The sequence below is a fragment of the Acetatifactor muris genome, from assembly GCF_024623325.1.
In the GTDB taxonomy this organism is placed as follows: domain Bacteria; phylum Bacillota; class Clostridia; order Lachnospirales; family Lachnospiraceae; genus Acetatifactor; species Acetatifactor muris.
Window position 1 is genome coordinate 55454 of the sequence record NZ_JANJZD010000002.1, and the last position, 24006, is coordinate 79459.

Genomic DNA, 24006 nt, shown 5'->3' on the forward strand with positions numbered 1-24006 from the left:
TTAACTGTGCAAGTCAGTGCCTGTATCTTTTCCCATGCGTTCTGTGTCATTTAAGCCACCTCCTGTCCTGTGATATGGAAGGACATAACCAAAAATTCTTTGGTATGTTCTTTGCCTTTGCAGTAGATACTGCAGATGCCGTCATGAAACTCCCAGTCGGAGGCATTACACCACCAGAGAACAAATCCCTTTCCATCATTTGCCAAGCTCACTTTATGGTCTGGCTCATTTGGCACGATACTGTAAAAGCCTTGGGTATTTGCCATCGTAACCTTGCGTTTCTGCCCTGTAAATTCCGGCCTGCAGTGAACAAGAATCTCCAAACAGGTTCCCTTCTTTATGGTCTTTTTTAATTGATTCAGATTTTTTACCATAAGTTCCTCCTTATCATTGAAAAGGGCAGGATGTCCTGAAACACCCTGCCACATACTTATCAAGCGGCATCTGCCAATGCAGTTCCCGCAAGCTCCTCTTTGTTCTCCATCAGATCCTTCATCAGAACATCCACCAGAAGCTGGCCCCGCAGATCGCCGGTACGGATGATGACCTGATTCTCCCGCATCTTTGTAAACTCCTGGTTCCGTAAGATACGGCTCTTTTCTGCAAGTCCCCTTTCCTTTGCGGTGATCCTTTTGGAAATTACCTGCTGCCATTCCCGCAGGAATTTTTCCGCATCTTTGATATCCGCTTTTTGACGGTCATACATGGTCCTTTTCTGCCGTACCGTTCCGTCCGGTTCAATCTCCAGGGTATAATAGGGGGCATCCGGTTTAGAAACCTTGCGCAGAAACATCACATAGCTTTCCTTTCTTTCAATGCGCTCCCAGTACCTGTCACTGCTCCCGACACAATGATGGAGCTTTTCTCCCTCATCCATGATATCTTCGATCCGTGACGGTACAATGACGGCGTAATCCTTCCCGGTATATCCGTAGATCTCTTTTACTTCCTGATAAATGTCCTCAACATGGGGATATTTCTCCAGAATCTCCCCCGCCCTGATCGCAAGTTCTTTCTGGCCGCAAAGTTCCACCAGCTCATCATGCCGCTGGCGAAGTTTCCGGACACGGTAGATGATCGCATCACCTGTATCCATTTTAAGGCGGCAGGCCATGGAGAGGTAATCGCTCCATGTGGTGAGCACCTCACTGCTCTTCATACGGGTTTCCCGCATCTGGCGCCGGATGTAATTATAGATCTGTACGATGCTCATCCGGTCCGTGATAAACCGCAGTTTTTCCGGCAGGATATTCTCTTTGCAGAACCATGCAACAGCATCATCCGGCAGACATTTCCCCGTAACCTTTTCATACTGCAGCCATGTCAGGAACTGCCGTCCGCCCTTCTTTTCCCGGAGCCGTTTCAACTGCTGGGAGTCGATCCCTAAAAGTTTCAGCAGGCTTCCCGAGTGGGGATTTTTGAAGGCATTTTCAAAATTATGGTAATCTCCCATACATTCCCTCACCAGGACAGGCAGGCGGGCCTTTGCCAGCTGCTCTAACTGCGGTATTCTCTCATAGACTGCAAGGTACTTTTCCGGGTCGATCTTTTGATTGTCCTGCAGGGTTTCTATCAACCCTGTACGGTGCAACTCCCTTGCGCCAAGTGTTGGAAGGGTCTTTCCATAAACCCGTCCTCTCCCACCCCCGTACCAGTGAGGAACACAAAATTCAGTCTTTATCCACCGGGTTTCAGACTGTTTATATAACCCCCAGGAATAAGCGTTCAGGGGTTTTGCATTTTTGTCATAGACAGCCCTCCTTATTTCCCAGCTGCTGACTTCCGGATTTTTATAATCCCCTTTCCGGTATCTGCGGTATCCTTTGAATTCCCGAAGGATAAAGCCGTCCTCGCACCGCTGTATCAGGTACATCCTGGCATCCTCCGTCACAACCGTGCCGGCTTTGCCGATGGATTTGAAGGTGACCTCATGGCGGCAGCGCAGACAGCGCCCCATCTTGTTATGACGGGGTTCCCTGACTGCCACTTCTTTTCCACAGAACGTACAATATCCGGTCTTTGCCCCTTTCCTGCTGTACTGGTAAAAGATATAATTTTCTGTAATGCCCACTTTATCAACCCAGCGATGCCAGTCTTTGGGCAGCTCCGGTGTCTGTTCCAGGTCCAGGTCCCAGGGGGCGGTCTCTCTCTTATGGCGTTGCTTTAGTTCTTCTGCACGGATCTTTAACTGATATTCAAACAGCCCCTGATAGCCTCCATGCTTTCCGCCAAGATATTTTTTTATCAGGTCATGCCCCTGTGGACTGATCCACTTATTTTTTGAAGCGTAGAAATACTCCGGCCATGGAAGCATATCCAGCTTTGCCGTCAGCCATCTCTCTTTGATGCGGTCATAGGTGATAAATTCCCCTTTTTCCTTATCAATATATAATTCATAAGCAGGTTTTCTCCCTCCCGTCCGCATATGATCCGGAAGGAAAAATGCCGCTTTTAAAAAGCCGTGTATGATCTGGCAGCGCATATACAGGCTGCATTGGTAAGATAAGTAAACACGCTCGCCATTCCAGCTTTTATAAACAGTGCGCTGCGGCACATCTGCATCTGCCATCTGCATCATTTTAGAAGTAGCATTGATGCTCCTTAATTTCAGCAGTTCCTTTTTTTCATAGCAGGGCCACCCTCCTTTCTGTCAGATCTGCTCCATACCAGGTATCAGGAAGAACCTTTATTCCATCCACCTGCGCCAGTGCGATCTGGATAATATGGCCATTTACCGGGTTTTCTTTTGCAAAGGCAAGGATATCGCCCTTTGTGCCGCTGGCTACCGGGTCGATCCCCCTCACCACGGCATAGCCCAAAACAGCCTTCGCCTTATCCTTTATCACATGGCGGCTCCATTCCCGCAACGGATGGTCGGCAATGAAAGCAAGGGCATGGAGAAAGAAATCCTCCTTTGTCAGCTTTTTCAGTATCGTCAGTTCTGTGCAGGAGATCTTCGTATCATTCCCATCCTCGTCCATGTCTCCCCCGGCATTTACAATGTAGTATTCAGCCTGGTCCATGTTGGAATAATAATTCAGACAGTCAAGGGGGTTCTCCGCACAGTGGAAACCATTCCGGCCACAGTTTGCTTTTTCCGTCTTATTAAGCCCCATTATAAACTGATACCCCCGGCAGATAAGGCCGGGCGCAAAACCTTTATATGCTATCATCCTCTACACCTCCTATATATTCATCCGGCTTTCTTTTCCGGCGTCAGCATGCTTTCCAGGGAGAGCTGCTCCATAAAGGACATCTGCCCGCTCTCAGCAGGCTCCTTTTTTTCTGGTTTCTTTTCCGCAGGCTTTTTGGCGGGAGATTTCTTTGCACTGGTTTTCTTTCCTTTTGAACCGGCCGTTGTCCTCCCCATATAAGGTTTGGCGACAAATTTCTCCTCATCCTCTTTGTCCTCTTTCACGTCCATGGTCCGGAAATATTCTTCCGCCCAGTGGTAACAGAGGTCATCAGGAATATCGCTGGAATAACAGAGCGTGTCCCGGCCCGGCTGTATCCCGGCCGCCTTCATCTCGTCCTGGACATATTCATATGCTTTCCGGTTGATATACTGAAAACAGCGGATCATGTTCTTCTGGGGAAGCATGACCTGTCTCGCAAATGCCGCATCCTCCAGGCATGCTGTCTGGATATATTCAGAAACACATTCCTTCATGTTGCGGCGTGTCAGCTTTTCTGTATCAGTTTCCACTCTTTTCATGGACTCTGACATCAGTTCCGCCTCACTCATGGTCATGATCCGCTCCATCTGTGCCTTTTGTGCGTCCTTCTTTGCCTGCTGTCTGGCCTCCCATTCCGCTTTGCGTCTGGCCTCTGCCGCCTCATGCTCCGCACGCTTTTTATCCTCCGATTCTTTTTCCGCACCAGAGTCTTTTGTTTCACCCTCCACGTCCTCGGTATCCTCTGTTTCATTGTTTCCCGGACCGGATTCTTCTTCCCCGTCTTCACATGCTGCATCCGGATCAGCTTCCTCCTGGGCCGGAAGGGAAACCGCAGCCGGTTCCGGTTCCTGCCTGTCGGTGTCAAAGGGCACCTCTCCGGCCAGATCCCCGCTGTCGGTAAATCCATCGGAGAATCCGCTATCTTCCTTTCCGGAATCGCCCGCTGGCAATCCCCCGTCCTCAAAAGGATTTTCTTCCATACACACTTCCATGTTCATATCTTCAAATGCACTGTTCATATCTGATCTCCTTTCATCAAAAACGGCATGGAGCGGGGAAAACCCATTCCTTGCCATAGCTGCCGTCCGCCCCTCATCCTCTCATTTTTTCGCAAGAAAGGGAGAAAAGCGTACAGGTTCAAATGTGCTGCCGTCTATGTAAAAATAGCGGCGGCCTGTTCCATCATCCAGCTCCACCACATCCGAAGATGCAATGGGGCGTCCTTTGTATCCTTCCGGCACCTGCTTTTTGTAGTGTGCCGAAATCTGTTCCAGTATTTCCGTATCTTGCCACTGTTCCGGACAGGCAAGCTCCGAATCGCATACCAGCCGGTAATCTGAAGCCGGGGGCTGTTCATATCCTGCCCTGTGCAGATCCTGAATCCCCTTAAACGCAAAAGGGATGGTCTCCCGGTCTGCGTCAAAGGAAAGCTGATAAATGCGGAACCTCCATCTGCGGTGTGGGAAATTCAGAAGTTCATCTGACAATCCCTTTCCTTTCTGGCAGAAAACCGCCCGGCCTTTCTGTAAATTCTGATCCCCACCTTCTTTCTGCTGTTTTTCTTTCCGGAGTGCAAGCTGCCAGTCATCGATCCCCTTGTAATTGGGATTCCAGGTCAGCCGCCGGCACTCCATTCCCTGCTGCCTCGCCAGCAGGTATATCTTGGAACTTCCTTTCGCGATCATCTCATTGCTGTACTTGTCCATGTCGTGGGCCTCGATGATCAATTCCGTACCGTTCTGCGCCAAAAGCCCGAACAGAGGCCCAAGCTGCGCTACATTGTTTGCCCCTGCCACCGCCACAAAAGAACGGTTCAGCAGTATATGGGCAATGTCCGCTTTCAGTATCCCCTCCGTGACATAGATGGTCCGGGCAAAGGGATTCCCTATGAAATGCACCGGGCTCCCGGAAGTGACTCCCATATTTTTCGTGGAGGAGGAAAGCCAGATATATTTGGTCCCGGCTTTCTCCGGCGGGTCATCCTTATCCTTAAAGGGAACATCCAGGAGGATCTGCATCCCCCGGATCAGCCCTTCAATGCCGATGGCCGGTATCAGGATGCCCGCCGTGCGGCTGCCAAACTTTGCAGTCCAGTATCCGCCCTCATGGAGATAGAACCCCGGAACTCCCTCCACCTTACATCCCTGCTTCATCAGCCTCTCCGTCAGGGAGCGGCACAGAAAATAGGGCGGGGTGCTCTTAAACCCCAGGCTGTCGATCTGTTCATCCGAAAGCCCCCGCTTCTCTGAGCGCAGGTGCGCCCGGTGTGCGGAAGTCAGGGACAGCATTTCCAGCAGCAGGGAATAGGTCTGGTGTATCTCCTGGGGGCCGGCACGCTCCGCCTGGGAAATCCCGGTTTCCTTTTGGCTGCCGGCGCAAAGGTTCCCTGACGGAACCCCTGCGCCGGGATTTATGTTCTCTGCCTGCCCGTATCCCCAGGAAGTATCCCCCGCCTGAAGCGCGTCACAGATCTCCCGATAGGCTTCGGAATTGGTGGTATTGTTGACCCTTGCATACAGGTTCAGCATCCCGCCGTGTTCGCCGCAGTAGTTGCACCGCCACACGTTCTTGATAAAATTGACATTCATCTTCCCTCTCCGGTCGCCGCAGAACGGGCAGTCCGTATAAGCGCTGTCCGCCTGTCTGCGCCGGATATGCAAATGCAGCAGTTCCACCACATCCATGATCCCGAACGGGAAATCCTGTGAAAACGAGCCCATCGCCTGCACCCTCCTTCCTTGCTGTCTCCTTTTGTGCGCTCCATTGCCTGCCTTTATCCGGCTTTTTTAGCAGCCAGGGAATCCAGCATGATCTGGGCCGCCGCGCGGAGGATATTGTTATCCCCCCGGTAGCCGCCGTACAGATAGAATTTCAGGCTGGGCGGCCGCCGTTCTGCCACTTCCGCTATGGTCTGCCCCTTGCAGACGCCGGTATCTACTACTACCTTTCCGGCTTCCTCAAAGGTCATCAGCTTGACGATCTCTTCCACGGGCATATCCGGCGTATACCTGGCATCTGCTTTTTCCTGTACCGTTTCCCCGGATACAGGCAGGCCCAGGGCTTCCGGCACCGGACCTCTGCCTTCCGCATTTTCCGCACTTGCCGTATTTCCACCGGCAGATGCGGCGGCCTCTGTGGGAACATTCTGTCTGCCCAACAGCGCCATCATGTCCTGAACTGCTTTCCCGGTATCTTCCTCCATATCCTTCCTTTCGGAAACAGGGAGGTTATTTCCCGTTTCTCCCGCCACAGGCATTTCTGCATTTTTCTGTACCGGAAGGGATTCCGGTTCCCCTGCCCTTACAGGCTGTTCCCCGGTCCCGGCAGGCTGTGCCGTTCCCTGAACCTTTGTTGTCTGCGGTCCCACCGGCAGACTGCTGTTTTCAGCCGGCTCCTGAATCCTGGCTGACGGTTCCGTTTTATTCTCTCCACTTGCTTCCACGGTCTGCACTGCTCCTGCAGAGGGCTGTCCTGACGGTTCCTGTGCGGCGCCGGATTGCACCGGGAGCGTTCCGAAACTTTTTCCCGGACCTGCCGGAAGGCATTCTGAACCGCCCTGGGAACCAGCCGGAAGGCTTGCCGCAGCATTTCCATTCCCCGCCATCGCTTCAAGCGGTGTTTTTGCCTCTGCTGCTGTGTGCGGTGCGGGATTGTTTCCCCCAGACCCGGCATTTACAGCCGCCTTTGCGCCCTGAATGGGCAGCCCGGAGGTCTGTGCCGGTTTTTCCTGCTTCGGTATCTCTTTCTTTTCCTCTGCCGCCGGGAACGCTGTGACCGTACTTCTGGCAGGTGCCGTATCCGGCGGTTTCCTTTCTGCGGAAACCGCAGCTGTGCCAGTCAAGGCAGTTGTTTCTTTCTTCTGGGAGGTTCCATTGAAAGGAATCCTGCTCCCGTAACGGCTCCCTTTTGCGTCCATGCCCACATCGGCGAACTGGATGCCAAATCCTGCATCGGACAACGCCTCATCCATAGCTGCATACTGTGCCGCCTGGATATACTGCCCTCCCGGCGCCTCTTCCTTTGTGCAGCTGGAAGTAAAGCTGCCAATGGGATTTTCATCGGTGCGCTCCAGAAAAACCTGTGCCTCATAGATCGCCATCTGCTCCGTGATGCGCAGGGCGTTCAGGCGGATGCGGCCTTTGGGGTTCGCAAGCCGGAACCATAACTTTTTATAACGGAGATCCAGCTGCATCATTTCCTCCCCGTTTTCCGGGGAGATGATACGGCGGAGCAGTTTCAGGGGGTTAAAGCCCGGCACCTTGTTCAGCTCTGCCACCGCAGGGATATTCTCGTACATGGTTGCTGTCTGTTCATTCTTGTTCATCTTAAAACTCCTTTCTTTAAATAAATAAGGGATACCCCGTGCATTTTCTGCACCTGCATCCCATTTTTAACCTGCTGCCTTCAGTTTTTCTTCCAGGAACCCCGGCACCGCGATCCCGGCGCTCCTTGCATAAGCCTTATAATACAGGCAGATGCGCTCTCCCAGAAGGGTATTCCTCCTGCTGATCTCATTCTTGTGGATGGCCATGAACAGCACGCTCTTTTCTCCTGCCAGCACCACCCTCTTCTTTGCGCGGGTGATCCCGGTATACAGAAGGTTCCGGTAGAGCATGATATAATGGGCCTTCAGTACCGGCATCAGCACGATGTCGTACTCGGAGCCCATGGCCTTATGGATGGTGGTCGCATAGGCAAGGTCCAGGTTCACCAGATCCTCCATGCCGTATTCCAGGCTGCGGTCCTCCCCAAAGTCCAGGCCGATCCGTTTCCCCTCCGGCGTATCCTCCACATAGCGGATAAATCCCAGATCGCCGTTGGATACCTTATCCGTGTTTTTAGTCTGCATGATGCGGTCTCCCACACGGAATGTCTTTGAACCCACACGGATCTCATCCTCCGTGGACTGGAACGGATTCACGATCTCCCGGATGGCGGCGTTCAGATGGTCCGAGGATGCCGCCCCTTCTGTCCGGAATGGTGAGAGGATCTGCACGTGCTCGATCCCGTTGCTCTTGATCTCCTGGCAATACTTCTCAATGATAGCTGCTGCGTCTGCCTGGCTGTCACAGGACAGGAACTGGAAGTCATCCCCATAATACAGCTTGGTACTGCCGTCATGGATGAACCGCGCGTTATGGGCGATCAGGCTGTCCTTTGCCTGGCGGAATACCTCGTCCAGCACTGTGACCGGCACAAGGCCGCACTGGATCAGTTCCTTGAACACATTCCCTGCGCCTACGCTGGGCAGCTGGTCCGGGTCACCGACCAGGACGGTCTTCGCCCCTTCCTTCAACGCGGGAAAGAACTTGCCTGCAAGCCACATATCCACCATGGAGAACTCGTCCACAATGACCAGATCCGCGTCCAGGCTGTCCTTTTTTCTGCCGCGGCTGCCCTCATCCTCTTCACTGACAAGCCCAAGGCCGCTGTGAAGGGTGCATGCCCCGTCAAATCCGGTACTCTCCGCCATCCTGCGGCTTGCCCGGCCCGTAGGCGCCATAAGGACGATCTTCCTGTCGGGATGCATCCTGCGGTAAACCTCCAGGATGATCTTCAGAACGGTCGTCTTGCCCGTACCGGGTGAACCGGTGATGATGGACAGGTTATAAAGAAATGCCGTCCGGACTGCGGCTTCCTGTTTCCCGGAAGTACGGAGGCCCTGTTCTGCCCGGACCGCCTCAATGATGGCGGTAATGTCTTTTGCCTGCGGCCTTTCCTCCGCCAGAAGCCTTGCGATCCGGCTGGCAGTCTCATCCTCCTGCGCGAATGCATTCGGGTGGTAGATGCTGTCCCTCATGGAGACCACGGAGCCGCCCAGGATCATAGCGTCCAGTTCCCTGCCCACTTCCTCCTGGCGCACACGCATTTCCGGAAGCGGGATCTTTTCATTCAGCATCTTAAAAGCTGCCTTGCACAGTTCTTCCCTTCCCAGAAACAGATGCCCCTGCTTTCCCTTTGCCTCGTCCAGTGTGCAGTGGAGCGCGCCCCTGATCCGCATGGGGTCACGGGGGCGGTTATCGGTTTTCCTTACAATGGCATCCACCCTGCGGAACCCGAAGCCCGGTATCTGGCACAGCTCGAATGGGCTTTTTTTCAAAATATCCAGACAAGCCGGCCCGAAATGCTGGTAGATCTTCAGCGCCGTCTTCGGCGTCAGCTTAAAGGGCGCAAGGAGCGTCATGATATCCCGTAGCATCCGGCTCTCCGCAAAAGAAGTCCGGATATCCTCCAGTTTGTTTTCTGTTATCCCCCGGACCTCCAGCAGCCGTTCCGGGTGCTTTTCCAGTATGTCCAGCGTATTTGTGCCGAACTTTGCCACGATCTCAGCGGCAGTTTTCTCCCCGATCCCTTTGATAAGGCCGGAACCGAGATAGCTCAGCACGCCTTCCTTTGTCCTCGGTACGATCTCACGCCACTGCTCCACCTGGAGCTGCATGCCGTATTTCCCGTTTACCCATTCCCCTTCCAGTTCCAGCTCCACGGCATCCGTCATGGGGATCTCATAGCCCACAGCAGTAAAACGGATCAGGTGGTCTTTATACCTTCTCTTATCCCGTGCCTGTTCCGGGATGGCAGTATCTGCGGTCTTCACAATGACAATGCAGAATTTATTTGACGGGTTATGGAATATCTTTCCGTCATAAGTACCTGTATAACTCATTCTCTCACCTCCATAAGAGCCATAACACAAGCAGGCCCGTAATGACTGCCAGGACAGCTCCCAGCAGGGGATACAGCGCCAGACCGCATCCCAGGCGTATCAGCTGGAACGCGTCCCTTATCAGGAGGAACAAAAGAAATCCCCCTATGCACCCTGGTATCCATGTTCTTCTTCTCATTTTCACCTTGTCCTTTCCATAATGTTCTTTGTTCTCAGGCGGCATCCACAGCACTGACCTTTACATGGAACGTCCGGAATTCCGATACCGTCACAAACTGCTCATAGATCTCCGGGTACTGCAGTTTCAGCCGTGCCAGGTTGTCCTTGTCAACGACCATCTTGCGCACCGGGTTGTATGTCAGCGTGTAACGGCTCCCGTCCATATCGCAGATGGCCGTACAGCTTGTACCCATCTCCGCAGCCAGGATCGCTTTCAGCCTCTGGATGTCGGCCTCCAGCTTTTTGGAATATTTATCTGACTGTTTCTTCTGCTCCTGGAGCTGCATATAACGCATCAGTGTGGACGGCATGGTCCCGTTCAGGACAATGGCCCCGGCGTCCTTGTCCGCCCTGCCGCAATACTGCCTGGCGCTGGCGAGGATCACATCCCCGTCCTCCAGATAAGGCGGCGGGATCTGTTTCTGTACGTGGCTGTTCCAGAATTCCTGTTCCAGGAATATCATCTCTTCCTCATAGGCCATGTCTCTGCGGAGTTCCCGGATAATGACCTCATCTTCCGTGTTGCCGTACAGACAGCAGAAAAATACCCGGTCCATATCCATGACGGCCATGTAATGCCTGCCCTGGGCTTCGTAATGGACCGGCACGGTCTCCCTGCCATCCTTCCACCAGTGGTCTTTTGCATTATAGTTCGTGGTCTTGATCTCCAGGACGGCTTTCGTGCCGTCCGTCATGGTGATGAAGTAATCCACGTCTGCCAGCATGAACGGATAAAGGGGATGCCGGAACATCTTTTTGACCTGATAGATTTTAAGCCCTGTCTTTCTTTCAAATATCTTTGCCACAAGGTCTTCCAGGAGATGGCCCATTTCCATAGCCACCCAGTTGCCTTCATTTTCCTCCACCGCCGCAATACCCACTTTGTCATAATAGATATCCCGTGCGGTGCGGAAAGGGGAGATCCCGATGATGGCAGAGACATCACTGCCGCCGATCCCGCGGCGCCGCCAGTCCAGCCATTCTTCCCTGGTAAGGTCTTCCGTATCCACCAGCACCAGCGGGCTGTGCCTTTCCCTCTCCATGTTCGTATCGGGCATGGTCACGCCCCCCTTCTGGCCCTGTGCGTAAAGTTCACTGTACGGATCGTGGTACAGTTCTTCCAGTACTGGTCATTGGCTTTCTGGACAGCGGTATCCCTGAACGGGTATCCTGCCGCCTGTTTCTGCCAGCTCCTGCCGGCCTTTTTGTTTCTCATGCTCATTCTTTGTACCTGCCTTTCTAAAATGTTTTATCCTCAAAGCCGTTACCGGCATTTGGGCTGAAAATAAAAAAGCGGAAATGACCATCTGCCAAATCCTGGCGTCCATGGATTTCCATGAACCATAGTCATTCCCGCTCTTAAAGGGAAAGTCATCCCTTTTACATAAAAAAGCCAGTAAACCACTGCCCGGAGGGCATAATGGTACTACTGGCACAAAAATACAAACTTAACAGCGTGTGCAATGCGGAAAGTTCTCCGCATACAGCCTGAACGGACTGCATTTCCCTTACGGGTTACGCACAAAAATCAATTACAAGGACAGTTTAGCACAAGATATTGATTTAGTCAAGTTGTTGATACTATATATAGTGTTTTATAAATAACCAACAAAAGAAAATGCGCTCACACCTTTAGCCAGTTCGAGATTGTAAATATCTTCTGGCTCTTTACATCAATCATTGCACTCATGTTAAACACTGATAACAAAAGATTCGTTATAATACGGAATCAAAGTATCATGTGTCATAAATTTCATTCCTTCTGATTTTGCCTGCGCAAGCAAAATCCTGTCAAAAGGATCTTTATGCGGTGGAGCATCCTTTGGCCTTACCAAAGATTCCAGCTCAGCCACATGTTTATTAAATACAGGCAGCGAGACAAAACCATTCTCTTCACATCCTTTCTCCAGGTATTTCCCACTAAATAAAAATGTTTCCGGATGTGCCATATGCTTGATTGTAATCTCCCACACGGAAGCGGTACTGTAATAGATTTCATTGTTCTCGTCAAGTATCATTGCCCTGGCTGTATTCGACAATTCCTCCGAATCCAGTACTGCCCATATTGCAATATGTGTATCCAGCAAAATCTTCATCAACCATCCACCTCAAATAATCTGGCTATTTCATCATTGCACTCGTCTATATCATGACCATCCGCAATAAATTTCTGCCCTTTCATACTTCCAAGCCTGCGTTTTTTGCCCTGTGTGACAACGCCATAATTTATACTCACACTCCTTGACTCTGATGGCAGCACAAAGCGCTGTATCATATCAAGAATAAAGCGCAGGCTGTCATCCGAAAGTCCTTCCAGAGATTGTGTGATCTGATTCTGCAATGTTGACATAACAGACACCACCTTTCTACATGATTTAGAAAACATATATCTGATTAAATCTTTACCTTCTGTCACGGTTTTATTATACTAAAGAAACCGCTTTTTATCAAGAATATCCAAATTAACATTACAATGGTATGGATGGTATCTCAAAAATACTGGCATGAAAAATATTATTGCTGCTCCAGGCAGCCTTTCCTTTATCTTACAGAACTTCCATATCAAACAAACTTAATTGCACTGGCTGCTCCCTTCTCTCTTTCTCTTTTTCCAGGCGCATCTGTTCCAGTTCTGCGATCCGTTCCTCTCCCAGCCATTTATCCGCATGGCGCCGGTCTACACTGAATTTTTCCAGACTTTCATATCCGTTCTCCAACAGTTTCTTTTCCAGACGCCTGACCGCAGACTCCCGCGCCTGCCGCCGTCTCTCCCTTTTATTCTCAGAATCCCTTTTTTCCATATCAGAAGCATGCACGATCTGGATTCCGTTCCGTATATCCTCCAGGTCCTGCATCAGATCCCGGCTCTCCCTTCGTTCCGCACGGACATTCTGGATCTCAAAGGAAAAATACCTGCCGTGGTATTCAGAGAAAAACAGCTGCGTAAAATAATGTCTCCGAACTTTCTCCCTTATCCGGTCCTGGCAGAGCCTGGCGCATATCTTGCCGATATCCATGCTCACCGGATGGTCAAAGAGCTTTTTCCCCTTGATGATCCGGGTATCCACCTGTCCTTCAAACAGTGTGCCGTTCAAGTCATTTCTGAGATAAGATATTTTCACATCATAAAATACATTCCCCTTTTTCTTATCCAGCTCATGCCCCAGGACCGGGCACATCCCTGCACATCTGCTTGATCCGCAATAATAAGGGTCATAGTTCATTTCCCATTCCAGGGTATCCCGATTGAACCTCATATGCTCACGGCAGACTCGTCCATTTTTCTGCAGCCTGAAGCTGACCTCCTGTCTCCGTATCTCATCATCATGCAGCTTCAGGATATGCTCTACGCTTCCTTCATAGCAGTATTCCTCTTTCGTCATATGAACCTCACACTCATACCTGAGTACCTTATTCTCCTGAAGGTATTCGTGTTTCAGCTTGCATTCCTTCTTTTCATAAGGACAGCGGATGGTAGCCATATCATTCTCAAAAGTCCATTCAATCCCCATGTAGCTCATGTTGCTGTGACACTGGAGTCCTTTGCACTGCAGGCCGCAGGGCGTCCTGAAAGTCTGTTCAAAGATCCACCAGCGTTCATAGGTAAACCCCCCATCATAATTATCAAGGGTTTTCTCCTGCCACATGGGAACATCAACCCTTACATAGTCCGGATGATTGTCCACGGTATAGCCTTCCTCCAGCAGCCGCTTTGTCAGCGCATTGTATTCCTCATGTTCCTTTTCTCTCATTCCATTCCTCCTTACAGCCCCTGGCATGGGCGCATCCCAAAATAGTTTTCCATGCGGTCCCGCAGCCTTTCCGCCGACATATCATATTCCCCGGCAATACAGGATTCACAGCACGGGTATTTGTAAGCCAGGGTTTTCGATAACCGGGCATCCCAGCTGTTTAACTGTCTGCCGCATTTGTTGCAGTCCTGATCCAGCCATCTTACTTTCTGCAATCGCTCTCCACCTTCCTTTCTTCCTTATGAATGTTGTTCTATCCCTATAAGCCTTCCGGTTTTCAGGCAGCAAAAAAAGCAGAAATGACTTTCTTATTCCTGGCGTCCGCAGTTTCCTGTGAACCCATGTCATTCCTGCTCTGAAAAGAGATAATAAAATTTTCCAAAATAAAACCAGCGGTATATCACTTACAGGACGTAGTGATACTGCTGGTACAATCATACAAACTTAACAGCGTGTGCAATGCGGGGCTATGCCGCATACAGACATTTCTGCCTGTATCTCCATAAAAGGATGCGCACAAAAATCAATTACAAGGGAAGTGTAACACAAGATATGGAATCCGTCAACGAAAAGAAACTATATATAGTGAAAGATATAAGGATATACCTAAAATAAATAATAATCATACCCCTGTTAAATACTTCGTGGTCATGATGTAAATTCATAAATAATTCCCCATTCAATCAGTTTTATTGCAGCAGAACCCGTAATGCCGGACAGCACACTGGAAAGAAGCTCCTTACTGTAATTTCGCTGCTTTGCATAGTTTTTCAGAAGAATTCCCGTATCAGAATTAGAAAGCTCGGAATATTTTTCTGCATGGAAAACGGCATCCAAAAACTGGAGCAGCCCGGCGTTTTCCGATGTTATAGTCGTGACGGGCCGTTTCAGCCGGACGGCCTGGGAGCCTACGGTGACGGTACGCCCCTCTGTCGATTCTTTTGACGTTACAATCTCCAGTGTTGCCGGCATCTGGGTTGTCAGACCAATCTGATTGGCAAAAGTGGCTCCAGCAAAGTATCCATAGGTTTCTGTTGTACTTTGGATATATTTGCGTATAATGACCTTCATGGGATCTAAATAACTTTTTTTCAAAAGCCGTGGCACTTTTGGGAGATAATAAATCCCGGTATCAAAACGAGCCAGATCGCCTGACTTGAGCATCCGTTTGAAATACTGGCGCAGGGCATTGTCACTAAGCCCCTCCAGCCGGATCTCGTTAAGGAAAATCGGTTCATTGTAACCATAGTTTTTTTCCAGATATTCCTTCAGCATACAGGTATCCACTCCTTCTTCCATACTACTCCCTCGTCTAAATTATTATAAAAAAGCACGACTGAATTGTTGCAATTTTACCGCGCTTCTCATTTTATACTCATACTTCCTTTATAATAATTGGTATCCTTTTATGAACATTAACTCCCCAAGGATATGTATCCTTTTCATAATGAAAAATTACTGTTTCTTTGTTCTGAGTTTTGCTGAACTTCATTCCTAATGCAAATATGAATGCACTTGACGCAGCAATACATATCTTTATTTGTACTATATTGGGATTCTTTTGATTTTCTGCAACCCAGTGCAAAATTTCATCTGTATATTCATCTATTTGGCTACTTGAATCAACAACATCATAATCTATTGTATCTGCAATATAAAATTTAATAATATAATCATTTTCTTCCTGAATAGCCTTATAATCCGCTTCCCTTATTGGCTGTGTTAATTCAATTAGCAAAAGAAGTTTTCCCTTTTTCTCTAAATTTGATTTCTCAATTATTTCATTTTTAAATACAAATCTCCTTTCATCCTCTTTCAATAGGTGAAATGAATCATCCTTTAATTTTGCCGATGTCTTTCTTCCATGATATTTATGGAAAAGTAATTTTCTGTTTTCATCCCCCAGTTCAAAACCCAACATAAATGTCATTGGTATGTTTGCAATACCTGCATAACCTGCCCAATACTTTCCTTTTCCTATTTTATCATTTATTTTGTCAATATGGTTCTCAAGCTCTGTTATAGCAATATTTAACTTTTCTTTCAGCGGAAGATTGGAATTAAATGTTGTGTATTGATTTAATTTATACGGAACAATTATATAAGAATTTCTGCATTCTTTGTTTATTTTAAAGTACATTTTATTAAGAGAGTTATGCTCTATAAGCAAAATGCTTTCCAGTCTATTCTCATATATAAAATATGCAATTTGTACAATTATCAAAAACAAAAAGAATAAAAACAATGCCCACATAACATTATCGCTATGTTTCCATTTATCCGAAAGAATTGTCAAACCATAATACAATCCTGTCTCTTGATCTATACCTAATAACTTTATCCATGTATCATCTATAATTTCTTTAATATGCAATATCTCTATTATGCTAATAAACGAAAATGGTATAGACAAAACCCCAAATATTGCTTTAAACATTTTCTTAAAATCAAGCCTTTTTATATAAATCGCCTACTTTCTCACATTCGTATATTTCGTTAATATGTTTTGATTGAAAATCACCAACCCACACTCTTATATAGGTAGTTCCTGCAATTATAAAAAATGCATATTCACATGCTGTTTGATCAATATCTAATGTTTTATACCAGTCATTCCAATCAATAGATGAAGGTTCTGGCATCACTTGCGGATGCGTATGCCAAACACCCATGTAATAACTTTTTCTTAATTTAGCCTTCATTAAAAAAATATTATGCCTTGGATCTTTTATATCAAATCGAAACCGATTCCTTATATCTAATAAATATGGATGCGATACCCCTTCCAGAGAAATATTTTTTGTCTTGTCATGCTGATAACCAATGATATATCCTCCGCTTTCTGGAGCATCTTTACTTGTTTGAAGCCACTTTTTTATCTCTCCAAAAATTTCTGGTAATATATCTACCACCTTTTTATTTGGCAATAACATTTTTACACATTTATTTTCAATCTGGATCACCGCAACAATTACACCTACTTTCAATAAATTTTCCACTCTGCTCAGTAACCGATGTTCTGGTAATATTCAATAATATATTTTCTTTTATCTCATGATTAAATACCCTTTGCACCATATCTAATACTACGCCCGTTGTTCTTAACAAAATACTACTCCCATATGCTACTCTTGTTGCACCGCATCCGTTTCTTAGAGTATGACTTTCGACTTGTTCCTCGGTCATTCTATTCACTTTATTATTTATCAGTCTTCCTTTTTCATCTGTATACAGACATTCAAAACATCCTTTTTGTGAATAATCCACACACAATATATGACTATTACTTCCTCCCGCTTCTAGCCAAACATAAAGAACTGGTTTTGCATAATTTTCTTTTTTCAAAAGATTATTACACGAAAGCTGTACATCACTATTTCCCACTGCAAATATTATCATATCAAATTTATTCATGTCATCTTTCAATATTTTCGTTGTAATATTTTCAGTTTTTATTTCAACCATAACTTCGGGATGAATTTGTTGTAGCTTATACTGTAATGAGTAAACCTTACTGCATCCACGCCAGAAGAAATCTGATTGATGCCGTAATATATTTTCTCCTTCAACCGTATCAGAATCATATAATGTTAAATCCTTAATACCTGATTTCACCATCTCTACAGAAATATAACTGCCTAATGACCCAGCTCCAACAATAGCAATTTTTTTACCAATTATAGATGTTTCATTTCCAATTTGCTTATTAAGAAAATAGTAATCACACCTTTTTATTTCCAAATAATCAATTTCCTCAATCGAATGCTCAATTTTCTCTAAAAGCGTATTGTGATATGATCTCTTAAATCTGACTTTTGCTCCAAAGGTAATTATTTGTTTCTCAACAAGCATTTCAAAAATAAATATGGCTTCTGTTTGATTTATTTTTTCAGTTTGAATTGCCTTGTACGTTTCTGAATCAATTCTTTTATAATCTCTTCCTTTGAAAATATTCAATATTACTTTGGAATCCCATAATTTGTTTTTTAGCGGTGGTAATATTCCTCTATTGTCCGTTATCGGAATATAATAAACATTTAAATTAGGAACATGCTTATATTTACTTTTATCATTCAAAGCTATTTTTCTACTTACAAAGCGAAAAATACCATCTTTGTTTCTATATACGTTCATACGATGAAAAGTTCTTTCAGACTGTATATATACATCTACTTCTTCCTTTGCCTGTGCATTCCAATAAAACAGAAATTCATTCTGAAATTCTCTTTCAATCTCATAAGGGGATAAATTTAAGAGTTCAAATAATCTATCAATCGCATCTATCAATTTCTCTTCATAAGTTTTTATATACTCAATTTGAGTACCTGACTCATACAGGCATAATGCACGATATTTGTCTCCATTTATAGGTATCTCTGACAGCATAATATGTGGATAGTCATACTGCTCATCGTCTTTAATAAAAATTATTGGCCTACTAAGTGGGTCTACCAAAGACAAGAATAACAACCCATACGTATTATTATAAAGTTCAAAAAATACAATCTTTCCATCATCACTGATATTTGATATCTCATCATAAGAAGATAATATTTCTCTTATTGCTTTTACTTCATCCAAAACTATGCTCCCTTCTATTCGAAGAAGTAGATATAGATACTTGCTTTGGTGGAACCAAGAATTTTTCTCCAAACACTTTTTGCACACTTAGTCCTGCATCATGCTCTGATTCCACGTTACATGCATCCGTCAAATTCTGCAACGCCGTATTCAAACGATTATAAAACTTAATTATATATGAATTACTTTTTTTCATTTTAGAAAATACATCTGTAAATGGAACTACTGGAAGATCATATGTAATGTCTGCTTTAATGAGATTGCCAAAATAATCATATGTCAAATCGAACTCGTTCATTATATTTTGAATTGACATTCTCAAAGACAGCAAATCATCATCTCCTTCAGCGCTTGTTGAAGGAACAAAATGTTTACACATCAGCAAGGTCAAACCTATACTTGGTGGAACTTCATGATCCAATGATGAATCATGGTATTTTTCCTGTTTCCATTTCTTAATATATCGAATATTTCTTCTTAGCTGATCGTTTCCCGTGATTTTTCCCAGCAACCATTCATTTAATCCTTCTGGATCGGCATCTTCCCAACGATAATTCCCTTCCTTTGCAAACTCACTTCCTCTTGCCAAATAAACATTTCCATTATATTGAGCATAAACTGGTAAATCTATATGCATCCATTCCTCGCCATTTTCGATATATGATACATTTACACAGGGTTCCTTGATATCTAAAGTTCTATTTTGATGTTTTAGCGCATCTCTGACATATGCCTTAATCTTTCTGGGATCAGAATTTTCAACTATATTTAATGGAAACATTACAGCCACATCTCTATCTATACTTCCATAATCATTTGAGATTGTTGTATTAAGTTTATAGCTACCTTGGTCAAAAATTTTAATTTCACTCTTTTTTAAGTCTATACCATGCTTCTTTAATTCATTAGGAAGCTTGTTTTCAATATCTCCCTGCAACACTTCCCGTTTTTCCTTCAAATCTTCGACTTCCTCATCAATTTTAATCTCTTTGTAAAAGTCCGCAAATTGTTTCTTTAGCTTCATCTTTTCTCTCCTTAATTATTATAATTTGAAACTACTTTTTCTTGTATTTCTTCCACCAACCTATGCACCCTACAAGCCGGCCACATCTCCGATGGTTTTCGTTTTCCATCTTCCACACATCTTTTATAACATCTCTCCGCCAACTGAATCGCCTTTTTTTCATCTCCATGCTGCACCAGCTTCTGATAAATACTCCTGTCGTTCTTGGAATATTTCTGCCCCGTTATCTTTTCAAACTTCTCAGCAAACCGATCACAGCAGGTAAAAGACTCCCTAATCACAGGCATCTCTCCAAAATACGCATACATCCATATCTCAAAACAGGGATTAGACCATCCCGCACCCACACCGCTTTTCTCCGCTGTCTGAATAATCTCGTCAAAATCCTTTACCTGGTCTCTATCAAAAACTATCCACGGTATTCGGTACTGTGATTCCTGCCCTGTCATTTCCAGAGCCTTCTTCACAAGTTCTACCGTTCTGGCCTTTTCCACCTTTATCACAAGCCGGTCTTTCAGCTCAGCCGGAATACTGTCCCGCAGCCCTTCAAAGTAATTCTTCTCCGTTTCTTCCGTATCCGTCACAATCAGATAATATCCCAGTTCGGGAACCCTGGCTCCCACTCGTTTGTTTCTGTCCCGCCTTTTTCCGGCTCGACTGTCGCTGGGTTTTCCGGCGGCAGTGGTTTTCTTTCCTGCCGCTTTCCCCCTATTTGCCATCCGCTCCCCTCCCCTTCAACATCTTCATAGGCTTTAACGCTGGAATCGCTCCATAATTTCCTGTAAGATAATTCTTTGCAAGAGCCTCGTCCCGCCGTACCTTGTTCCCCTCTTCGTCCTTAAACTCAACCAGAGAGTACAGTTCCGAAACTCCGTCCCGGTTTTTATTAACCATCCAGATTTCATCCCGCCGTAGCAATTCATTGGAAAACTGCCAGATGTCATGGGTTGTAAAAACCAGCTGCGCATTCCTAGTATTGATTTCCGGCGAAAGAAAAGTCAATATGATATTCCTTACCAACAATGGATGCAGTCTGGCATTCAACTCATCAATAAACAGCGTGGAACCCTGGTCCAGCACCTCCTTTAAAGAGGGATACAGGGCAAACATCTTCAATGTTCCGCTGGATTCCTGTTTTAATGGAATAGAAGCCATTTTCCCACTGTCACCCATTTTATGCAAGGCATCAATCTTATAGCTTTTGCTATTGTCTTTTTCATCCTCCTGGGGAAGTTCTTCTACATTAAAATCTTGTATCGCCTCGTCAAAAGATGCAAAATATTCCACCACATTATCCTGCACCTCTTTTCGGTCTATAAACCCTTCCGGCAAAACTCTGGAAAGGAAAAAGTTCTCTGCCGGATCGCCAAAGTTTACAATCTCATTATTCAAAAACCAATCCCTCACCTTTTTCAGTTTGGCTATCCGCAGCTTCGATCCCAAAGATACAATAAGGGATTCCTTATTCAGAGATGCCTTGATATTCTCCACATGATTTTTGGAAAAGCCGTTCATCTCCAGTTCTTCGCCCTTTTTACGGTAGAAAATTGTCCGGTACTTGTTTCTTGCCGTCTTTGCTTTGGAATAGAGCCATTCCTCCACCACTTCGTCCTTTTTCAAAGAAAACCCATACTGGTATGTCTTGCCCGTATCTTCTGAATTGTCAACGTAAAATACTTCAAAGGTGGTTTCCTCGTCACGGCTGTTTTCATCAAAAAGGAATGGTGTCACTTTCAGATAAGAATCTCCCGTTTTCCTGCGCCGTTCTTCTTCATCACCGAATTTAAAAGATTCATCTACATAGTAAGTCATATATTCAAAGGCATCATACACATTAGACTTTCCACTTGCGTTGGCGCCATAGATAGCCGCCACCTTTAAAAGTTTATCATTCGCCGCTTCTGCTACATGATTCTCGTGTTCTGTTATCTTCGTTGCCGTCAAATCCAAAGATACCTCATCACGAAAAGATTTAAAATTTTTAAAATTAAATTGTATCAGCATAATAATCTCCTCATTTTAGGTTTTACATCCATAATCCAGCATTATCCTCACATACATTATAATCTATTTTCGCAAAAAATCAACATGTAATTTCATATTTTCTTGTTTTACATAGTTATTTTTATTGAAATTTTATATTTTTATACATTTTTATTTTGTTCATCTATGAAGAAATTGTTTTTATCCCTTTGTAATCCACGTCTCTACCCAAAATATGCCAGCCCTACCTCAAAAGGTAGGACCGGCAAACATTATCAACCCTATCCCCCATAATTAAACAGTATAGATTTCAGAAACAAAGGTATTTATAACTCTCCGTCTGGCTGGCCATACCTCAAATGCCCTTGTGACACTTTTGCATAGTTCAAAATCCGGATGAAGGACCTGTCCTGATTCTCCAAAGCTTTTTTATAACCGGCTTCAGTCAGAAACAGCCTCATCCGTTCACCTTTATCTCCTACGGGAGATTCCCTCGAAAGCACATCAAACACAATCATATGCGTCACTTCCGGGTCAAAGCGTTCCAGTGCCATGATGTCATGCCCTTCCAGTTTCCGGGCGCCGGACTCCTGCCTTGCCACAGCAATCATCTCCCCAACGGTCCTTGCTTTCCAGGGCAGGTGATAGTTTCTCTGAATCTCACAGATCAGCTCCCTGCAGTCATCTTCCGAAAGTTCATGAAGTTTCTTTAACAGATTTTCTGCAGTTGCTTTTATATCATGGTCACGGGTATACCGGCAGAGCACAGCAATCTCCTGTACTGCATCATACCTGTGGCAGCCCTCCAGCTGGAACACCATCCTCTTTTCATCCTCAGTCAATGTTATCATATATTTCCTCCAATCCGGCCTGATTGCCTGTAAATATCATATAGCTGCTTATTTCTGTTCCCCGGCATTCTTATCATCCGGAAAGAACTTCTCCAGAATGTCGATACTGTCTTTGGATGTATACCCCCACAGGATAGAACTGAGTGCGTCAATCGCCTCTCGCCTCCTGCGGTAATAGGTACGGAAACTGATATCCCGGATATGGGGGCGCAGTTTCTCTATGATCTCCTCCACATTTCGGAGCTGCTGCGGAGAGAGGAAAGAGTAATACAGCAGCCAGTAATAGCTTTCCCCATTCTTGTGCTTGGTACGGAGCAGGTCGATGGAGGTATCCAGAAGTTTCAGCATCCGGTGGCTTCGCTCGATACATTTGGCGTGATGTTCAATGTTGCGGTCTGACAGGTCTATCCCGGCCACATAGACAGACTCCAGAAAATCCTCGATGGAACTCCCATACTCGATCTCAAACCGGCTCCGCACCTGCTGGACGGACAGCTCCAGGCTCCATACCACATCCCTGTATTTCTTCAGCAGCTTCCAGGTATCATGGTACAGCGGGTTATCGGCAATGTTCATTTCTTCCTGATTCTTTTTCATGCCCTGGCACCCCCTTCCCTGTCTTTTTCAGTGGGAGAGAGCGTCAGCTCAAAGGTGTAGACCAGCTTGTCCTCCCCACAGGACACGGTCATCCCGAACCGTACAATCCCCTTCTGTATGTGGGATATATACTCTTCCCTGCAGGCGTCAGATAAAGGATATAACTTATATATGGATTTCGGGCACCGGAAACAGGAAATGCCCTGTGCATCAAGGATCTGCGCCACTTTTGTGATGACAGCTTCCATGTTCGATTTTGAAACGCTGGATAATTCCTCTGAAACGCATACCTCATGCTCTGTAACAACAGTATCTTCCTGCGGATTTGTTTCATCCGGCATTGTAAGATTGATCTTCAGGACCATGGCAACCTCCTCCTTATCAACAAGGACATCTGATATCTGGAACATGGTGGAAAGGTAACTGTGCAGATAGATCACGCTACCTGTTCTTCCGGGGAATGACATTAAGGAGATATAATCCATGTCAGCGAGTTTTTTCAGCACACGCCCTGTTGTGGCTTTGGAGATGCCCCAGCGGACAGCCATTTCACTGTAAGCTGCCAGCGGAGAGCCCGTGCCGTTGCGGAAATAGACCACCGGGCCAATCTCCGAACCCTGCACCTGGCTGTCATTGTAAACAGTGGACATCCACAGATCCAGCAGGATATCCATTTCGGAGCAGCGGCCGGCGCTGACCAGTTCTGTCGCAACCACAATAGGCATAAAGAAAAAGCCCGTATCTTTTTGACAGGGGCAGTTGTAGTCCAGCACGGTATTATGTTTTTTCCAGTCCCGGACCTTATATTTAACCACCTTTCCCCGGTCAAGGAAAAGATAGGAGATCAGATGGCGTTTCTGCAGTTCATCCAGGATGGAGACTGCCTGGCACTGGAAACGGGTACGGAACCATGCAGTCAGTTCCTTCACGGTACAGATCCACTCACCGGGGTATACGGTATAGCCGATACCGTCTATGCGGAGATAAGAAGTGCGGAAATTTGCATAGTTGCAAAGCACCGTGTAATAAAAAAGACCAGAACCCCCGCTTGCGCGAATGCTCCGGTCTGCCATTAAGTTCTGGATAAAGTGCCGGTAGATCCGGCAACGTGGATAGTCCACAATCTGTTTGATCTCTAAAAACACTGTCATCATAATAT

The 24006-nt window shown here is 46.1% G+C and carries 24 protein-coding genes; all 24 read right to left on the reverse strand.

The window, feature by feature from the left end; translation table 11 throughout:
* Nucleotides 1-50: 50 nt before the first annotated feature.
* The 24 genes from NSB25_RS02115 to NSB25_RS02230 all read right to left on the reverse strand — a co-directional run bounded on the left by NSB25_RS02115 (nucleotide 51) and on the right by NSB25_RS02230 (nucleotide 24001).
* Nucleotides 51-374 carry a hypothetical protein gene (locus NSB25_RS02115; RefSeq protein WP_103238011.1) on the reverse strand — a complete coding sequence of 108 codons (324 nt, stop codon included), beginning with the start codon at nucleotides 372-374 and terminating at the stop codon, nucleotides 51-53.
* A gap of 59 nt (nucleotides 375-433) precedes the next feature.
* Nucleotides 434-2569, reverse strand: a complete 2136-nt coding sequence (locus NSB25_RS02120) for a PcfJ domain-containing protein (protein WP_242982268.1) — start codon at nucleotides 2567-2569, stop codon at nucleotides 434-436.
* 55 nt (nucleotides 2570-2624) lie between these two features.
* On the reverse strand, nucleotides 2625-3173 hold the full coding sequence (locus NSB25_RS02125) for a DUF7666 domain-containing protein (protein WP_103237922.1): 549 nt from the start codon (nucleotides 3171-3173) through the stop codon (nucleotides 2625-2627).
* Between the two features lie 20 nt (nucleotides 3174-3193).
* Nucleotides 3194-4195, reverse strand: coding sequence for a Cas9 inhibitor AcrIIA9 family protein (locus NSB25_RS02130; RefSeq protein ID WP_242982267.1), 1002 nt, complete (start codon nucleotides 4193-4195; stop codon nucleotides 3194-3196).
* An 81-nt stretch (nucleotides 4196-4276) separates the two neighbouring features.
* The gene (locus NSB25_RS02135) at nucleotides 4277-5896 is read right to left on the reverse strand and encodes a YodL domain-containing protein (protein ID WP_103237921.1); all 1620 of its coding nucleotides are present in this window, start codon (nucleotides 5894-5896) and stop codon (nucleotides 4277-4279) included.
* 53 nt (nucleotides 5897-5949) lie between these two features.
* Nucleotides 5950-7500, reverse strand: a complete 1551-nt coding sequence (locus NSB25_RS02140) for a hypothetical protein (protein ID WP_103237920.1) — start codon at nucleotides 7498-7500, stop codon at nucleotides 5950-5952.
* A gap of 66 nt (nucleotides 7501-7566) precedes the next feature.
* Entirely contained in the window at nucleotides 7567-9840 is a 2274-nt protein-coding gene (gene recD2, locus NSB25_RS02145) for an SF1B family DNA helicase RecD2 (RefSeq protein WP_103237919.1), read from the reverse strand.
* Between the two features lie 4 nt (nucleotides 9841-9844).
* Nucleotides 9845-10018, reverse strand: coding sequence for a hypothetical protein (locus NSB25_RS02150; RefSeq protein WP_172454930.1), 174 nt, complete (start codon nucleotides 10016-10018; stop codon nucleotides 9845-9847).
* 34 nt (nucleotides 10019-10052) lie between these two features.
* Complete coding sequence (locus tag NSB25_RS02155) at nucleotides 10053-11117, reverse strand: YqaJ viral recombinase family nuclease (RefSeq protein ID WP_103237917.1); 1065 nt, start codon at nucleotides 11115-11117, stop codon at nucleotides 10053-10055.
* A gap of 2 nt (nucleotides 11118-11119) precedes the next feature.
* Nucleotides 11120-11281, reverse strand: a complete 162-nt coding sequence (locus NSB25_RS02160) for a hypothetical protein (protein WP_160264256.1) — start codon at nucleotides 11279-11281, stop codon at nucleotides 11120-11122.
* Nucleotides 11282-11750: 469 nt separating this feature from the next.
* Nucleotides 11751-12155, reverse strand: a complete 405-nt coding sequence (locus NSB25_RS02165; RefSeq protein WP_004063337.1) for a type II toxin-antitoxin system VapC family toxin — start codon at nucleotides 12153-12155, stop codon at nucleotides 11751-11753.
* On the reverse strand, nucleotides 12155-12409 hold the full coding sequence (locus tag NSB25_RS02170) for a hypothetical protein (protein ID WP_103237916.1): 255 nt from the start codon (nucleotides 12407-12409) through the stop codon (nucleotides 12155-12157). The genes NSB25_RS02165 and NSB25_RS02170 overlap by 1 nt, the downstream gene beginning before the upstream one ends.
* 196 nt (nucleotides 12410-12605) lie before the next feature.
* A complete protein-coding gene (locus NSB25_RS02175; protein ID WP_103237915.1) occupies nucleotides 12606-13811 on the reverse strand; it encodes a hypothetical protein in 1206 nt (401 codons plus the stop codon).
* A gap of 11 nt (nucleotides 13812-13822) precedes the next feature.
* Nucleotides 13823-14026, reverse strand: coding sequence for a hypothetical protein (locus NSB25_RS02180; RefSeq protein ID WP_103237914.1), 204 nt, complete (start codon nucleotides 14024-14026; stop codon nucleotides 13823-13825).
* A 433-nt stretch (nucleotides 14027-14459) separates the two neighbouring features.
* Nucleotides 14460-15110, reverse strand: a complete 651-nt coding sequence (locus NSB25_RS02185; RefSeq protein WP_103237913.1) for a DUF6088 family protein — start codon at nucleotides 15108-15110, stop codon at nucleotides 14460-14462.
* 76 nt (nucleotides 15111-15186) lie between these two features.
* A complete protein-coding gene (locus NSB25_RS02190) occupies nucleotides 15187-16248 on the reverse strand; it encodes an SAVED domain-containing protein (protein ID WP_103237912.1) in 1062 nt (353 codons plus the stop codon).
* A gap of 10 nt (nucleotides 16249-16258) precedes the next feature.
* Nucleotides 16259-16798 (reverse strand): Mov34/MPN/PAD-1 family protein, encoded by a 540-nt coding sequence (locus NSB25_RS02195; protein WP_103237911.1) that lies wholly within the window; start codon nucleotides 16796-16798, stop codon nucleotides 16259-16261.
* A complete protein-coding gene (locus NSB25_RS02200; protein WP_103237910.1) occupies nucleotides 16761-18392 on the reverse strand; it encodes a ThiF family adenylyltransferase in 1632 nt (543 codons plus the stop codon). Before NSB25_RS02200 ends, NSB25_RS02195 begins: the two co-directional genes overlap by 38 nt.
* On the reverse strand, nucleotides 18385-19416 hold the full coding sequence (locus tag NSB25_RS02205) for a nucleotidyltransferase domain-containing protein (RefSeq protein WP_103237909.1): 1032 nt from the start codon (nucleotides 19414-19416) through the stop codon (nucleotides 18385-18387). The genes NSB25_RS02200 and NSB25_RS02205 overlap by 8 nt, the downstream gene beginning before the upstream one ends.
* Before the next feature lie 11 nt (nucleotides 19417-19427).
* A complete protein-coding gene (locus tag NSB25_RS02210; RefSeq protein ID WP_103237908.1) occupies nucleotides 19428-20135 on the reverse strand; it encodes an RloB family protein in 708 nt (235 codons plus the stop codon).
* Nucleotides 20125-21420: an AAA family ATPase gene (locus NSB25_RS02215; protein ID WP_103237907.1), complete on the reverse strand. Its 1296-nt coding sequence runs from the start codon at nucleotides 21418-21420 to the stop codon at nucleotides 20125-20127. The genes NSB25_RS02210 and NSB25_RS02215 overlap by 11 nt, the downstream gene beginning before the upstream one ends.
* 305 nt (nucleotides 21421-21725) lie before the next feature.
* Nucleotides 21726-22250 carry a DUF5720 family protein gene (locus NSB25_RS29595; protein WP_306817533.1) on the reverse strand — a complete coding sequence of 175 codons (525 nt, stop codon included), beginning with the start codon at nucleotides 22248-22250 and terminating at the stop codon, nucleotides 21726-21728.
* A gap of 48 nt (nucleotides 22251-22298) precedes the next feature.
* The gene (locus NSB25_RS02225; RefSeq protein WP_103237906.1) at nucleotides 22299-22847 is read right to left on the reverse strand and encodes a hypothetical protein; all 549 of its coding nucleotides are present in this window, start codon (nucleotides 22845-22847) and stop codon (nucleotides 22299-22301) included.
* Nucleotides 22844-24001, reverse strand: a complete 1158-nt coding sequence (locus NSB25_RS02230; protein ID WP_103238008.1) for a MarR family transcriptional regulator — start codon at nucleotides 23999-24001, stop codon at nucleotides 22844-22846. Before NSB25_RS02230 ends, NSB25_RS02225 begins: the two co-directional genes overlap by 4 nt.
* Nucleotides 24002-24006: the final 5 nt, after the last annotated feature.

Bases quoted from the DNA above. Each gene is read 5' to 3' on its own strand.
- NSB25_RS02115 (WP_103238011.1), bottom strand. From the start codon at position 374: ATGGTAAAAAATCTGAATCAATTAAAAAAGACCATAAAGAAGGGAACC.
- NSB25_RS02120 (WP_242982268.1), bottom strand. From the start codon at position 2,569: ATGGCAGATGCAGATGTGCCGCAGCGCACTGTTTATAAAAGCTGGAAT.
- NSB25_RS02125 (WP_103237922.1), bottom strand. From the start codon at position 3,173: ATGATAGCATATAAAGGTTTTGCGCCCGGCCTTATCTGCCGGGGGTAT.
- NSB25_RS02130 (WP_242982267.1), bottom strand. From the start codon at position 4,195: ATGAACAGTGCATTTGAAGATATGAACATGGAAGTGTGTATGGAAGAA.
- NSB25_RS02135 (WP_103237921.1), bottom strand. From the start codon at position 5,896: ATGGGCTCGTTTTCACAGGATTTCCCGTTCGGGATCATGGATGTGGTG.
- NSB25_RS02140 (WP_103237920.1), bottom strand. From the start codon at position 7,500: ATGAACAAGAATGAACAGACAGCAACCATGTACGAGAATATCCCTGCG.
- recD2 (WP_103237919.1), bottom strand. From the start codon at position 9,840: ATGAGTTATACAGGTACTTATGACGGAAAGATATTCCATAACCCGTCA.
- NSB25_RS02150 (WP_172454930.1), bottom strand. From the start codon at position 10,018: ATGAGAAGAAGAACATGGATACCAGGGTGCATAGGGGGATTTCTTTTG.
- NSB25_RS02155 (WP_103237917.1), bottom strand. From the start codon at position 11,117: ATGCCCGATACGAACATGGAGAGGGAAAGGCACAGCCCGCTGGTGCTG.
- NSB25_RS02160 (WP_160264256.1), bottom strand. From the start codon at position 11,281: ATGAGCATGAGAAACAAAAAGGCCGGCAGGAGCTGGCAGAAACAGGCG.
- NSB25_RS02165 (WP_004063337.1), bottom strand. From the start codon at position 12,155: ATGAAGATTTTGCTGGATACACATATTGCAATATGGGCAGTACTGGAT.
- NSB25_RS02170 (WP_103237916.1), bottom strand. From the start codon at position 12,409: ATGTCAACATTGCAGAATCAGATCACACAATCTCTGGAAGGACTTTCG.
- NSB25_RS02175 (WP_103237915.1), bottom strand. From the start codon at position 13,811: ATGAGAGAAAAGGAACATGAGGAATACAATGCGCTGACAAAGCGGCTG.
- NSB25_RS02185 (WP_103237913.1), bottom strand. From the start codon at position 15,110: ATGGAAGAAGGAGTGGATACCTGTATGCTGAAGGAATATCTGGAAAAA.
- NSB25_RS02190 (WP_103237912.1), bottom strand. From the start codon at position 16,248: ATGTTTAAAGCAATATTTGGGGTTTTGTCTATACCATTTTCGTTTATT.
- NSB25_RS02205 (WP_103237909.1), bottom strand. From the start codon at position 19,416: ATGAAGCTAAAGAAACAATTTGCGGACTTTTACAAAGAGATTAAAATT.
- NSB25_RS02210 (WP_103237908.1), bottom strand. From the start codon at position 20,135: ATGGCAAATAGGGGGAAAGCGGCAGGAAAGAAAACCACTGCCGCCGGA.
- NSB25_RS02215 (WP_103237907.1), bottom strand. From the start codon at position 21,420: ATGCTGATACAATTTAATTTTAAAAATTTTAAATCTTTTCGTGATGAG.
- NSB25_RS29595 (WP_306817533.1), bottom strand. From the start codon at position 22,250: ATGATAACATTGACTGAGGATGAAAAGAGGATGGTGTTCCAGCTGGAG.
- NSB25_RS02225 (WP_103237906.1), bottom strand. From the start codon at position 22,847: ATGAAAAAGAATCAGGAAGAAATGAACATTGCCGATAACCCGCTGTAC.
- NSB25_RS02230 (WP_103238008.1), bottom strand. From the start codon at position 24,001: ATGATGACAGTGTTTTTAGAGATCAAACAGATTGTGGACTATCCACGT.